General features: G+C 69.3%; 9 protein-coding genes and 1 pseudogene. 7 read left to right on the top strand and 3 right to left on the bottom strand.

All coding sequences use genetic code 11. The features are described 5' to 3' along the window. The 4 genes from AOK23_RS27235 to holA form a co-directional block, all read left to right on the top strand. A partial coding sequence (locus AOK23_RS27235) for a ComEC/Rec2 family competence protein (protein ID WP_157878169.1) occupies positions 1–623 on the top strand: 623 nt, incomplete at its 5' end. A 4-nt stretch (positions 624–627) separates the two neighbouring features. Further along, positions 628–1,437 carry an arylamine N-acetyltransferase family protein gene (locus AOK23_RS27230; protein WP_055715263.1) on the top strand — a complete coding sequence of 270 codons (810 nt, stop codon included), beginning with the start codon at positions 628–630 and terminating at the stop codon, positions 1,435–1,437. Positions 1,438–1,528: 91 nt separating this feature from the next. Further along, positions 1,529–1,774, top strand: a complete 246-nt coding sequence (locus AOK23_RS27225; RefSeq protein ID WP_055715262.1) for a hypothetical protein — start codon at positions 1,529–1,531, stop codon at positions 1,772–1,774. Positions 1,775–1,810: 36 nt separating this feature from the next. After that, positions 1,811–2,797, top strand: a complete 987-nt coding sequence (gene holA / locus AOK23_RS27220; RefSeq protein WP_206336305.1) for a DNA polymerase III subunit delta — start codon at positions 1,811–1,813, stop codon at positions 2,795–2,797. 407 nt (positions 2,798–3,204) lie between these two features. On the opposite strand, the gene rpsT is transcribed toward holA, so the two are convergent. Further along, positions 3,205–3,471 carry a 30S ribosomal protein S20 gene (gene rpsT / locus AOK23_RS27215; protein WP_055515178.1) on the bottom strand — a complete coding sequence of 89 codons (267 nt, stop codon included), beginning with the start codon at positions 3,469–3,471 and terminating at the stop codon, positions 3,205–3,207. A gap of 278 nt (positions 3,472–3,749) precedes the next feature. On the opposite strand from rpsT, the gene lepA reads away from it, so the two are divergent. Then, the gene (gene lepA, locus AOK23_RS27210) at positions 3,750–5,618 is read left to right on the top strand and encodes a translation elongation factor 4 (RefSeq protein WP_055715260.1); all 1,869 of its coding nucleotides are present in this window, start codon (positions 3,750–3,752) and stop codon (positions 5,616–5,618) included. A gap of 303 nt (positions 5,619–5,921) precedes the next feature. After that, positions 5,922–7,799, top strand: a complete 1,878-nt coding sequence (locus tag AOK23_RS27205) for an AMP-dependent synthetase/ligase (protein ID WP_055715259.1) — start codon at positions 5,922–5,924, stop codon at positions 7,797–7,799. Between the two features lie 5 nt (positions 7,800–7,804). Here AOK23_RS27205 and AOK23_RS27200 read toward each other — a convergent pair whose 3' ends face one another. Both AOK23_RS27200 and AOK23_RS27195 read right to left on the bottom strand, forming a co-directional pair. Beyond that, positions 7,805–8,377: a response regulator gene (locus AOK23_RS27200; RefSeq protein WP_055715258.1), complete on the bottom strand. Its 573-nt coding sequence runs from the start codon at positions 8,375–8,377 to the stop codon at positions 7,805–7,807. Further along, a complete protein-coding gene (locus tag AOK23_RS27195) occupies positions 8,374–12,510 on the bottom strand; it encodes a HAMP domain-containing protein (RefSeq protein WP_206336304.1) in 4,137 nt (1,378 codons plus the stop codon). The genes AOK23_RS27200 and AOK23_RS27195 overlap by 4 nt, the downstream gene beginning before the upstream one ends. Before the next feature lie 103 nt (positions 12,511–12,613). Here AOK23_RS27195 and AOK23_RS48070 point away from each other — a divergent pair. After that, positions 12,614–12,922, top strand: a pseudogene (locus AOK23_RS48070) (protein phosphatase); the annotation flags it as partial.

Below are 12,922 nucleotides of genomic sequence, written 5' to 3'. Positions count from 1 at the left end.
CCGAGATCCCTCTCGTGGTGCTCACCCACTTCCACGCCGACCATGTGGCCGGGTTGCCGGGGGTGCTGCGGGGGCGGGCGGTGGGGGCGATCGAGACGACGGGGTTCCAGGAGCCCGCGGACCAGGCCCAGTTCGTGCACAGGGAGGCAGCGGCCCGGCGGATCCCGGTGACCCGCGCCGTCGCCGGACAGGAACGGCGTACCGGGGGCCTCGCGTGGCGGGTGCTGTGGCCGCCTGGCGACACGACCACCCCGGACGGGCCGAACGACGCCAGTGTGACCATGCTCGTCCGCTCGGCCGGGCTGACCCTGCTGCTGCTCGGCGATCTCGAACCGCCCGCGCAACGGGAGCTGTCGAGATCCCCGGCGGTCGCGGAGCTGGCAGCGGTGGACGTGGTGAAGGTCGCCCACCACGGTTCGGCCTACCAGGACCCGACCCTGATACGGGCGATGGCGCCGCGGCTGGCGCTCATCTCGGTGGGTGCCGACAACCCCTACGGCCACCCGGCGCCGAGCACGGTCGCGGCGCTGCGGGGCGGGGGCGCCACGGTGCTGCGTACGGACGAGGACGGGGCGATCGCCGTCGCGGGTACGGCCGAGGAACTGGTGGTGGCGAGAGACTGAGGTCATGGATACCGCAGAGCTGGACACCTACCTTCGCCGCATCGGAGCCGAGCACCCGGCCTGGCCCACCGTGGACGTACTGCGTGAACTGCACCTGCGCCATCTGCGGACGGTGCCGTTCGAGAACCTGTCGATCCACCTCGGGGAGGAGATCGTGCTGGAGGAGAAGCGGCTGCTCGACAAGATCGTCGGGGAGCGCAGGGGCGGCTTCTGCTACGAACTGAACGGGCTGTTCGGGGCGATGCTCGCGGCGCTCGGTTTCGACGTGACGCTGCTCGCGGCACGGGTCTACAGCGACGAGAAGCGCCTGGGCATCCCCTACGACCATCTCGCGCTGCGGGTGCGGACAGTGGACGGGGGTGACTGGCTGGCCGATGTGGGGTTCGGGTCGAACAGCCACTATCCGCTGGAGTTCGGGGGGAGAGGGGAGCAGGAGGACCCGGCGGGCACGTTCCGGGTGGTGGAGGCGGACCGGCAGAGCGGTGCGCGGGAGTTCGGGGACCTGGACGTGCTGCGGGACGGCAAGCCGCAGTACCGGCTGGAGGTGCGGCCGCGGATGCTCGGGGACTTCGTGGCCGGGGCCTGGTGGCACAGCACCTCGCCGGCCTCGCACTTCACCCGGTCACTGATCTGCTCGCGGCTCGGTGACGACGGCGGACGGATCACGCTCAGCGGCCGCACCCTCACGGTCACGTCCCGGGAGGGCGAGAAGGAGGTGACCGAGCTGGGGACGGACGAGGATGTCCTGGCGGTGTACCGGGAGCGGTTCGGGATGGAGTTGGGGCGGGTGCCGGAGGTGCGCGGGACGACGTAGGGCAGGCCCGGTTACCGGCCGGGTGGGGCGTGGGCTGCCAGGCGTGAGGTGCCCGGCGTGGGCTGCCGGGCGGGTCGCGGAAAATGGGGGCGTGAGCGATGTGAGACATGTGCTGGTGCTGCCCGATCGTGACGCCGCGGAAGAGGCGGCGCAGGTCCTCGGGGAACGGTTCGGGCTGAACGAGGAGCCCCAGCTGGTGCGGGACGCGCTGGCCGGGGAGGACGACGCGGAGGACGCCCAGTGGCTGCTGGTGCTGCGCGACGAGGACGAGCGGCTCGATCCGGTGGCGCTGGACGAGTTCGCGGGGGAGTGGGAGGGGTGGCGTGAGGAGCCGTAGGGCTCGTTGTCGGTGCCCCGTGGGATGCTGTGCGTGATGGCCAAGAAGACCGCTCACGATGATCCCCTCGCTTCTGTCACCCTCGCCGTGGGGCAGGAGGAGCTGCTGCTCGACCGGGCCGTGCGGGAGGTGGTGGCCGCCGCCAGGGCCGCCGACGCCGACACGGATGTGCGGGACCTCACCTCGGACCAGTTGCAGCCCGGCACGCTCGCCGAGCTGACGAGTCCCTCGCTGTTCGCCGAGCGGAAGGTCGTGGTCGTGCGCAACGCGCAGGACCTGTCGGCCGACACCGTCAAGGACGTGAAGGGGTACCTGGGCTCCCCGGCCGAGGAGATCACCCTCGTGCTGCTGCACGCGGGCGGAGCCAAGGGCAAGGGGCTGCTGGACGCGGCGCGCAAGGCAGGGGCGCGGGAGGTGGCCTGCCCGAAGATGACGAAGCCGGCGGAGCGGCTGGCGTTCGTGCGGGGGGAGTTCCGCACGCTCGGGCGGTCCGCGACACCGGAGGCGTGCCAGGCGCTGGTCGACGCGATCGGAAGCGACCTGCGGGAGCTGGCGTCGGCTGCGTCGCAGCTGGTCGCCGATGTCGAGGGGACCATCGACGAGGCCGTGGTCGGGCGGTACTACACCGGTCGGGCCGAGGCGTCGAGCTTCGAGGTCGCCGACCGGGCCGTCGAGGGACGGGCGGCGGAGGCACTGGAGGCGCTCAGGTGGTCGCTGTCCACCGGGGTGGCGCCGGTGCTGATCACCAGCGCGTTGGCGCAGGGCGTCCGGGCGATCGGGAAGCTGTCGTCCGCGCGGGGCGGCAGGCCGGCGGACCTGGCGCGGGAGCTGGGCATGCCGCCGTGGAAGATCGACCGGGTGCGGCAGCAGATGCGGGGGTGGACACCGGAAGGGGTCGCCGTCGCGATGCGGGCCGTCGCCGAGGCCGACGCCGGGGTCAAGGGCGGCGGGGACGACCCCGAGTACGCGCTGGAGAAGGCGGTCGTGACCATCGCCCGGGCGGCGCGGTCCCGCCGGGGATGAGTGTGCCGCCCTCGCCAGGGGCGAGGGCCGCTGCCGTGCGGTGCCCGCTGCCGCGTCGTTGTGGCTTGGCGCGCAGTTCGCCGCGCCCCAGGCTCACCCCGAGCCCCCCGGGCCCCCCGAGCTCTGAGGGCTCTCGTGGCCTCACCGTGCCCGTGTGTCCCGGGGCCCGCGGCCCGGCACGACGTGCCCCGGCACGACGCGCACCAGCCCACGACCGCACCGGCCCCAACGCGAAGACCCCGTCGTCCTCCCTGGGGAAGGGAGGGTGACGGGGTCCTCGTTTCACGATGGTGGACTTGCACCCGCGTGGCGAACGCAGGCCGCGTGCAGGTCCAGGGGTGCCGGGCGGGAGCGGATGAGAGAGGGCCCGCTACGGGTCCGTCCGGCGGTCAGATCAAAGGTGAAGCTCAGCCCTTGAGGGAAGCGACCTTGGAAGCAAGCGCCGACTTCTTGTTGGCGGCCTGGTTCTTGTGGATGACGCCCTTCGAGACGGCCTTGTCGAGCTGACGCGCGGCAGCGCGCTGGTACTCGGTGGCCTTCTCGGCGTCACCCGCGGCAGCAGCCTCACGGGCCTTGCGGATCGCGGTCTTGAGCGACGACTTGACGGCCTTGTTGCGCAGGCGCGCCTTCTCGTTGGTCTTGTTCCGCTTGATCTGGGACTTGATGTTCGCCACGAATGAGCCTTCTCAGCTACTGGCGACCGAGGACATGCAGGGCATGCGGACCCCGGGCACCTTTGGTTTTCTTTGGGATGTGCCTCCTGCAGAGAGGGCATGAGACACAGCCACCCAGGCTACCAGTGGCTCCGCGAGTGGCCCAAACCCGCCCCAGCCCCGCGCCCGTGGGACCATGGAGCCTACGCATAGACCCGGTAGACCCCGTTCGTACAGACCCGCTAGATCCGACCCGAGACCGCAGACGGCTGCGGACGCCTCAAGAATCAGGACCCTGCGTGCCCGCGATCCCTAGCCATGTGCCCGAGCCGAGCCGTACCGCCCCGGCTCTGATCCGCAATTTCTGCATCATCGCGCACATCGACCACGGCAAGTCCACGCTCGCCGACCGGATGCTCCAGTTGACCGGTGTGGTCGAGCAGCGGCAGATGCGTGCTCAGTACCTCGACCGCATGGACATCGAGCGTGAGCGCGGCATCACGATCAAGTCCCAGGCGGTGCGTCTGCCCTGGGCGCCGACCGGCGACCCGGGCAACACGCACATCCTCAACATGATCGACACCCCCGGGCACGTCGACTTCACCTACGAGGTGTCACGGTCGCTGGCCGCCTGCGAGGGGACCGTCCTCCTCGTGGACGCCGCGCAGGGCATCGAGGCGCAGACCCTCGCCAACCTGTACCTGGCGATGGAGAACGACCTCACGATCATCCCGGTCCTCAACAAGATCGACCTGCCGGCCGCCCAGCCGGAGAAGTTCGCCGAGGAGCTCGCCAACCTCGTCGGGTGCGACCCCGACGACGTGCTGCGGGTCTCCGCCAAGACCGGTGTCGGGGTCGACGCGCTGCTCGACAGGGTCGTCGCCGATGTCCCCGCCCCGGTCGGCGTCAAGAACGCCCCTGCCCGCGCGATGATCTTCGACTCGGTGTACGACTCGTACCGCGGCGTGGTCACGTACGTCCGGGTCATCGACGGGCAGCTCAACAAGCGTGAGCGCATCAAGATGATGTCGACGGGCGCCACCCACGAGCTGCTGGAGATCGGCACGAACTCGCCCGAGATGCTGGGGGCCGACGGCCTCGGCGTCGGTGAGGTGGGCTACCTCATCACGGGTGTGAAGGACGTCCGCCAGTCCAAGGTCGGTGACACCGTCACCAGCCAGCAGAAGGGCGCCACCGAGGCCCTCGGCGGGTACAAGGACCCCAAGCCCATGGTCTTCTCCGGGCTCTATCCGCTGGACGGGTCCGACTACCCCGAGCTGCGCGAGGCCCTCGACAAGCTCCAGCTCAACGACGCCGCGCTCGTCTACGAGCCGGAGACGTCCGCCGCGCTCGGCTTCGGCTTCCGCGTCGGCTTCCTCGGGCTGCTGCACCTCGACGTGATCCGTGAGCGGCTGGAGCGCGAGTTCGGGCTCGACCTGATCGCGACCGCGCCGAACGTGGTCTATCGCGTCGTGATGGAGGACGGCACCGAGCACACCGTCACCAACCCGAGCGAGTTCCCCGAGGGCAAGATCAACGAGGTGTACGAGCCGGTCGTACGCGCCACGATCCTCGCGCCCACCGAGTTCATCGGCTCGATCATGGAGCTGTGCCAGACCCGGCGCGGCACCCTGCTCGGCATGGACTACCTCTCCGAGGACCGCGTCGAGATCCGCTACACACTGCCTCTGGCGGAGATCGTCTTCGACTTCTTCGACCAGCTGAAGTCGAAGACGCGCGGATACGCCTCGCTGGACTACGAGCCCACCGGCGAGCAGACGTCCTCCCTGGTCAAGGTCGACATCCTGCTGCACGGCGACAAGGTGGACGCCTTCTCGGCGATCACCCACAAGGACGCCGCGTACGCGTACGGGGTGCGGCTCGTCGCCAAGCTGCGCGAGCTCATCCCGCGGCAGGCCTTCGAGGTGCCGATCCAGGCCGCCATCGGCTCCCGGGTCATCGCCCGCGAGACCATCCGCGCCATCCGCAAGGACGTCCTCGCCAAGTGCTACGGCGGTGACATCTCCCGGAAGCGGAAGCTGCTGGAGAAGCAGAAGGAGGGCAAGAAGCGGATGAAGATGGTGGGCTCTGTGGAGGTTCCGCAGGAGGCCTTCATCGCCGTGCTGTCCAGTGACGACAGCGCCGGCGGAGCCAAGGGCAAGAAATAGCCACCTGCGGGGATCTCCGCAGGTCCCGGCGGTAGCCGTTGTTACCCCCGGAAACTTGGGCAGAATGCGGGCCCGTCGCGTTTCGGCGCGGCGGGCCCGCATGTCTTCGGGGTACGGCGGCCTCGTGCTCGTACGGTCGTTCTCGGTGAAAAGTGACGGCCCGCCGCCCCTTACGAACCAGCCAACCTCGCTCTACCCTGATCACCACTCGATGGTTACTCGCGAGTTAAACAACAGCCGCTTTGAGCCAGCCGCACAGTCCATGCTGACCCTGCCGCACTGTCGCGGGCCCCGGAGGATGTCGTGAGCGACACACAGACCCTGATCGAGAACCGCCCGCCGTCCATGGCGGCCCTCTTCCTGGAGCGCGTGGCGGCCACGCCCGACGCGGAGGCATTCCGCTACCCGGTGCCGCCGGCCTCAGGCCAGGGACCTTCGGACTGGAAGCCGCTGACCTGGGCGGAGGCCGCCGCGCGCGTCGACGCCATCGCGGCCGGGCTGGTCGAGCTGGGCGTACAGCCGGAGGAGCGCATCGCGCTGTCCTCCGCCACCAGGATCGAGTGGATCCTGTGCGACCTCGGCATCATGTGCGCCGGCGCCGCCAATACGACGATCTACCCGTCGACCAATGCCGAGGAGTCGGCGTACATCCTGTCCGACTCCGCCAGCAAGGTCCTCATCGCGGAGAACGCCGAGCAACTGGAGAAGGCGCGGGAGAAGAAGGCCGAGCTGCCCGAGCTGACCCATGTGATCGTCATCGACCCCGAGGGCGCCGACCTCTCGGAGGACTGGATCCTCTCGCTGGCCGAGCTGGAGAAGCGCGGGACGGCGTACCTGGAGAAGAAGCCCGACCTGATCAAGGAGAAGGTCGGCGCGATCACCAAGGACCAGCTCGCCACCCTCATCTACACCTCGGGCACCACCGGCCGTCCCAAGGGCGTGCGCCTCCCGCACGACAACTGGGCGTACATGGGCAAGGCCATCGCCGCGACCGGTCTGCTCAGCGCGGAGGACGTGCAGTACCTGTGGCTGCCGCTGGCGCACGTCATGGGCAAGGTGCTGCTGTCCGGGCACATCGAGGTCGGGCACATCACCGCTGTCGACGGCCGGGTCGACAAGATCATCGAGAATCTGCCGGTCGTGCAGCCGACGTACATGGCCGCGGTGCCGCGCATCTTCGAGAAGGTCTACAACGGTGTCGCCGCGAAGGCCCGCGAGGGCGGCGCCGCCAAGTACAAGATCTTCCAGTGGGCGTCCGAGGTCGCCCGCGAGTACGCCAAGGTCAGCCAGGACAACTTCCGCCGCACCGGCACCGCGTCCGTGCCGTTCGGGCTGGCGGCCAAGCACAAGGTCGCCGACGCTCTGGTCTACAAGAAGCTGCGTGAGGCGTTCGGCGGGCGGCTGCGCGCCTGCATCTCCGGGTCGGTGGCGCTGGCACCCGAGATCGGCTTCTTCTTCGCCGGCGCGGGCATCCCCATCCTGGAGGGCTACGGCCTGACCGAGTCCTCCGCGGCGTCGTTCCTGAACCCCGGCGAGGCGTTCCGCACCGGGACGGTCGGCAAGCCGCTGCCCGGCTGCGAGGTGCGCATCGCGGACGACGGCGAGATCCTGCTGCGCGGTCCCGGCATCATGGAGGGCTACCACGGGCTGCCGGACAAGACCGCCGAGGTCCTGGAGACGGACGGCTGGTTCCACACCGGTGACATCGGCGAACTGTCGCCCGACGGCTACCTGCGGATCACCGACCGCAAGAAGGACCTGTTCAAGACCTCCGGCGGCAAGTACGTCGCGCCGACCGAGATCGAGGGCCAGTTCAAGGCGCTGTGCCCGTTCACGTCCAACGTCATGGTCATCGGCGCCGACCGCAACTTCTGCACGGCCCTCATCGCCCTCGACGAGCCGGCCCTCCTCGGCTGGGCCAAGGAGAACGGCCTGGCGGGCAAGTCGTACGAGCAGATCATCGCGGCCCCGGCCACGGTGGAGCTCATCGAGGGGTACGTCACCCAGCTCAACCAGGGGTTGCAGCGGTGGCAGACCGTCAAGAAGTTCCGCCTGCTGCCGCGGGACCTGGACGTCGAGCACGGTGAGCTGACGCCGAGCCTGAAGCTGAAGCGGCCGGTGGTGGAGAAGGAGTACCAGCACCTCATTGACGAGATGTACGCGGGAACCCGGGAGAAGTAGCGAGGTCAGCTGCCCTGGTCCCTGGTCACCAGGGAACGGAGTTCCTGGACCTGTATGCGGGCCTCCGCCAGGTCCGGGGACTCCTCGGACAGCTGTTTCTCCAGTGCGCTCAGGCGGGACAGGACCTGTTCCGCCTGTTCCCTCTGCCGTGTCCGCAGGGCCTCCAGCTTGCGGGTCTTGCGGTGCAGCTCCAGGAAGACGCTGACCTTCGCGCGGAGCACCCAGGGGTCGAAGGGCTTGGTCAGATAGTCGGCGGCGCCGGTGGCGTAGCCGCGGAAGGCGTAGCCCATCTCGGCGTCCGTGCCGGTGAGGAAGATGATCGGGACGTCCTTGGTCTGGTCGAGACGCTTGAGGTTGGCCGCGGTCTCGAAACCGTCCATACCCGGCATGCGGATGTCGAGGAGGACGACGGCGAAGCGCTGCCGGAGCAGGGCCTTCATGGCCTCCTCACCGGAACGGGCCCGTACCAGCGGCTCGTTGAGCGATGCCAGGACGGCCTCCAGCGCGATCAGGTTGTCCTCCATGTCGTCGACGAGGAGGATGCCCGCGCGTCCGTCGGTCCGGTCCTGAGTGGTCATGGTGAGGGTGCCTCGTTCTCTTCGGTGCGTTTCTCGGGCGACGGCTCGACGCCGTCGGGGTCCAGGACGCCGCACACCACGGTGAGCAGCTGGTCGACGTCCACCGGCTTGGGTACGTAGTCGTTGGCGCCCCGGGCGATGGACTTCTCGCGGTCGCCGGGCATCGCCTTCGCGGTCAGCGCGACGATGGGCAGACCGGCCCAGCGGGGCGTGCGACGGATGGCGGAGATCGTCTCGTAGCCGTCCATCTCCGGCATCATGATGTCCATCAGGACCAGCTCGACGTCCGGGTTGCGCTCCAGGGTCTCGATGCCCTCCCGCCCGTTCTCCGCGTACAGGACCGGCATGCCGACACGGCCGAGGACATGGGTGAGCGCGAAGACGTTGCGGATGTCGTCGTCCACGATCAGCACCCGGCGGCCCGGCAGGATCTGGCCCGCGCGCCCCGCCTTCCACGCCTCCAGCTTGGTGGGCGCGGGCCAGGTGTCGTCCTCGGGGGCGGCCGGATACGGCTCGGCCGCCAGCTGGTCGGGGATCAGCGCCGTGGCGGGATCCGCAGGGCCGCCGGTCACCGTGTGGCCGGGGCTGAAGACGGGCACGTACAGCGTGAACGTCGAGCCCTTGCCGGGGATGCTCTCGGCGATGATGCGGCCGCCCAGCAGACCCGCGATCTCCCGGCTGATGGACAGCCCGAGGCCGGTGCCGCCGTACTTGCGGTTCGTGGTGCCGTCGGCCTGCTGGAACGCCTCGAAGATCACCGGCAGTTTCTCCGGCGCGATACCGATGCCGGTGTCGGACACCGCGAACGCGATCACCTCGTCGGTGTCCTCACGGGCGTAGCGGTGCTCGGGATCCTTGACGCGGCTGACGGTCAGTTCGACCCTGCCGGACGCGGTGAACTTGATCGCGTTGGAGAGCAGATTGCGCAGGATCTGCTGGAGGCGCTGCTCGTCCGAGTACATCTCGCGCGGTACGTCCTCGCCGACCGCGACCTCGAAGGCCAGGCCCCGGTCGAGGGTGAGCGGGCGGAACGTGGCGTGGACGTAGTCCAGCAGCTTGATGAGCGGCAGCCGCTTCGGCCGTACGTCCATCCGGCCCGCCTCGATCTTCGACAGGTCCAGGATGTCGTTGATCAGCTGGAGGAGGTCGGAGCCCGAGCGGTGGATCGTCGACGCGAACTGCACCTCCTGGTCGGAGAGATGGCCGTCCGGGTTGTCGGAGAGCAGGCGCGCCAGGATGAGCAGCGAGTTGAGCGGTGTGCGCAGCTCGTGCGACATGTTCGCCAGGAACTCCGACTTGTACTGGGAGGAGGTCGCGAGCAGGGCCGCCTTCTCCTCCAGTTCGGCGTTCGAACGCTGGAGTTCCGCCTGCTGCTTCTGGAGTTCGTCGGAGCGTTCCTGGAGCTGCATGGCGAGGCGCTGGGACTCGCCGAGGAGGGACTCCGTGCGGGAGTTGGCGATGATGGTGTTGATCGCGACGCCGATGGTGTTCACGAACTGGTCGAAGAACGCCAGATGGACGTCCGAGAAGCGGGAGAACGAGGCGAGTTCGATCACCCCGAGGAGCTTGTCCTCGAAGAGGATCGGGATGATGACCACGCTGGACGGGGCCGCCTCCCCGAGACCGCTGTTGATCTTGATGTAGTCCGGCGGGGTCTGCTCGACCAGGATCCGCTTCTTCTCGCGGGCCGCCTGGGCGACGAGCCCGTGCACGGGGAGGCCGCCGGTCTCGACCGTCGCGTCCTGCGCCGACCCGTAGCCCGCGATGAAGGCGAGGCCCTTGCCGGGGGCCACCGTGCGCAGCGCCGCCCCGTCCTGGTCGGGGTCGGCCAGGTAGAAGGCGCCGTACTGGGCCTTCACCAGCGGCGTCAGCTCGCGCAGGATCAGGTCGGCGACCTCCATCAGATCGCGGTGGCCCTGCATCAGGGCGGCGAGGCGGGCGAGGTTGGACTCCAGCCAGTCCTTCGCGCGGGTCGTCTCGCGGAGGTTGGCCACCATCAGGTTGATGTTGTCCTTCAGCTCGGCGACCTCGCCGCGCGCCTCCACCGTGATCGAGCGGGACATGTCGCCCTGGGCCACGGCCGAGGCCACCTCGGCGATGGCGCGGACCTGGGTGGTGAGGTTCAGCGCGAGTTCGTTCACGTTCGTCGTGAGGCGCTTCCAGGTGCCGTACACGCCCTCGACCCGTGCCTGCCCGCCGAGCTGGCCCTCCGAGCCGACCTCGCGGGCGACGCGGGTGACCTCGGAGGAGAACGACGAGAGGGTGTCGACCATGGTGTTGATGGCGGTCTTCAGTTCGAGGATCTCGCCCCGCGCGTCCACGTCGATCTTCTTGGAGAGGTCGCCGTTGGCGACCGCCGTCGTCACCTGGGCGATGTTGCGGACCTGCGAGGTCAGGTTGTCGGCCATGGAGTTGACGTTGTCGGTCAGATCCCGCCACACACCGGACACGCCCAGCACCTGGGCGCGCCCGCCGAGCCGGCCGTCGGTGCCGACCTCGCGGGCCACCCTCGTGACCTCGTCGGCGAACGCCCGCAGTTGCTCCACCATGGTGTTGACGGTGTCCTTCAGCTCCAGGATCTCGCCGCGCGCGTCGACGGTGATCTTCTTGGAGAGGTCGCCGTTGGCGACGGCGGTCGTCACCTGGGCGATGTTGCGGACCTGGGAGGTCAGGTTCAGGGCCATGAAGTTGACGTTGTCGGTGAGGTCCTTCCAGACGCCGGAGACGCCTCTGACCTGCGCCTGACCGCCGAGGTTGCCTTCGGTGCCGACTTCGCGGGCGACGCGGGTGACCTCGTCGGCGAAGGCGGAGAGCTGGTCGACCATGGTGTTGATCGTCGACTTCAGCTCCAGGATCTCGCCCTTCGCCTCGACGGTGATCTTCTTGCCGAGATCGCCCTGGGCGACCGCCGTGGAGACGAGGGCGATGTTGCGGACCTGCGAGGTCAGGTTGTCCGCCATGAAGTTGACGTTGTCGGTGAGGTCCTTCCAGACGCCGGAGACGCCTCTGACCTGGGCCCGGCCGCCGAGGTTGCCTTCGGTGCCGACTTCGCGGGCGACGCGGGTGACCTCGTCGGCGAAGGCGGAGAGCTGGTCGACCATGGTGTTGATCGTCGACTTCAGCTCCAGGATCTCGCCCTGAGCGTCGACCGTGATCTTCTGGCTCAGATCGCCGTTGGCGACGGCGGTGGTGACCTGGGCGATGTTGCGGACCTGCGAGGTCAGGTTCGACGCCATGAAGTTGACGTTGTCGGTGAGGTCCTTCCACACCCCCGAGACACCTCTGACCTGCGCCCGGCCGCCCAACTGGCCCTCGGTGCCGACCTCACGGGCCACCCGCGTGACCTCGTCGGCGAACGCGGACAGCTGGTCCACCATCGTGTTCACGGTGAGCTTCAGTTCGAGCAACTCACCGGTCGCCTCGACCGTCACCGTGCGGGTGAGATCGCCGCGGGCGACGGCGGTGGTCACCAGGGCGATGTCCCGCACCTGCGCGGTCAGCCGGGAGGCCATCGTGTTGACCGCCTCGGTCACGTCCCGCCAACTCCCGGACAGCCCGCGCACCTTGGCCCGGCCACCGAGCCGCCCCTCGGTGCCGACCTCACGGGCCACCCGCGTCACCTCGCCGGTGAACAGCGACAACTGGTCCACCATCTTGTTGACCGCTCGGCCCAACCGGCGTAAGTCGCCGCGCAGTTGCCGGTTGCCGTCGTGCAGGTCGACGCGCTGGGTCAGATCGCCGCCGGCCACCGCGTCCAGCACCCGCGTGGCGTTCGCCGCGGGGGCGACCAGCGCGTCCAGCGTCTGGTTCACATCGTCGACGCGGGTCGCCCAGGCGCCCTGGCCGGGGCTGGCCGAGAGCCGCTCGTCCAGCCTGCCGTGCCGCACCAACTCCCGCTTGACGCGCTGCACTTCACCGCCGAAGTGCGTGCTGCGGTCGATGATCTGATTGAAGAGGGCGCACAGCTCCGCGACCGGCGCGGGACCCGTCTCCGGGGTCTTGATGAAGGTGCCGTCGCGCGCCGCCGTCATGGCGGCGGTGAGCGCACGGAGGTCGGACGCCCGGATCAGTCCGTCCGTTCCGTTGTCTTTCTGACCGTCTTCGAGCGCCCGCGTAGCACTGTTCTCACTCATGGTTGCCCACTTCGGTAACTCGGCGCTTATGAGCGTGGCCAGTCTGTCACTCTGTCCGTGCCGCCTGAGGCCTATTCGTCCGAACTTCTCAGGGAGCCGCTCAGTGGGGGCCATTCCGACGCAACGGGAGACCGTGCCGCGTTCTCCTGATGCGCCCGCGCATCCGGAGGAGGGGCGCGCCCCCGAGGGCTACGCCGACGCGGCCTACGTCGGCTCCGTACGCGCCGGAGCCGACCGGCGCGCGGTGGCGCGGCTGTCGCTGCCGGGAGGGCCACTCGCGCCCGGAGCCGCCCGGCGCTTCGTCGGCAGGGCGCTCCAGGAGTGGGCGGATCTCGAACTCCCGGGCGCCGACGCGTTCGGCGGCCGGCTTGTCGAGGACGCGGTCGTCGTGGTCAGCGAACTGGTCACCAAC

The sequence above is a fragment of the Streptomyces torulosus genome, assembly GCF_001419765.1.
Taxonomy (GTDB): domain Bacteria; phylum Actinomycetota; class Actinomycetes; order Streptomycetales; family Streptomycetaceae; genus Streptomyces; species Streptomyces torulosus.
Note: the sequence above shows the minus strand (reverse complement) of the source record. Positions and strands in the feature narration are given on the sequence as shown.

Bases quoted from the DNA above. Each gene is read 5' to 3' on its own strand.
- AOK23_RS27230 (WP_055715263.1), top strand. From the start codon at position 628: ATGGATACCGCAGAGCTGGACACCTACCTTCGCCGCATCGGAGCCGAG.
- holA (WP_206336305.1), top strand. From the start codon at position 1,811: ATGGCCAAGAAGACCGCTCACGATGATCCCCTCGCTTCTGTCACCCTC.
- AOK23_RS27200 (WP_055715258.1), bottom strand. From the start codon at position 8,377: ATGACCACTCAGGACCGGACCGACGGACGCGCGGGCATCCTCCTCGTC.
- AOK23_RS27195 (WP_206336304.1), bottom strand. From the start codon at position 12,510: ATGAGTGAGAACAGTGCTACGCGGGCGCTCGAAGACGGTCAGAAAGAC.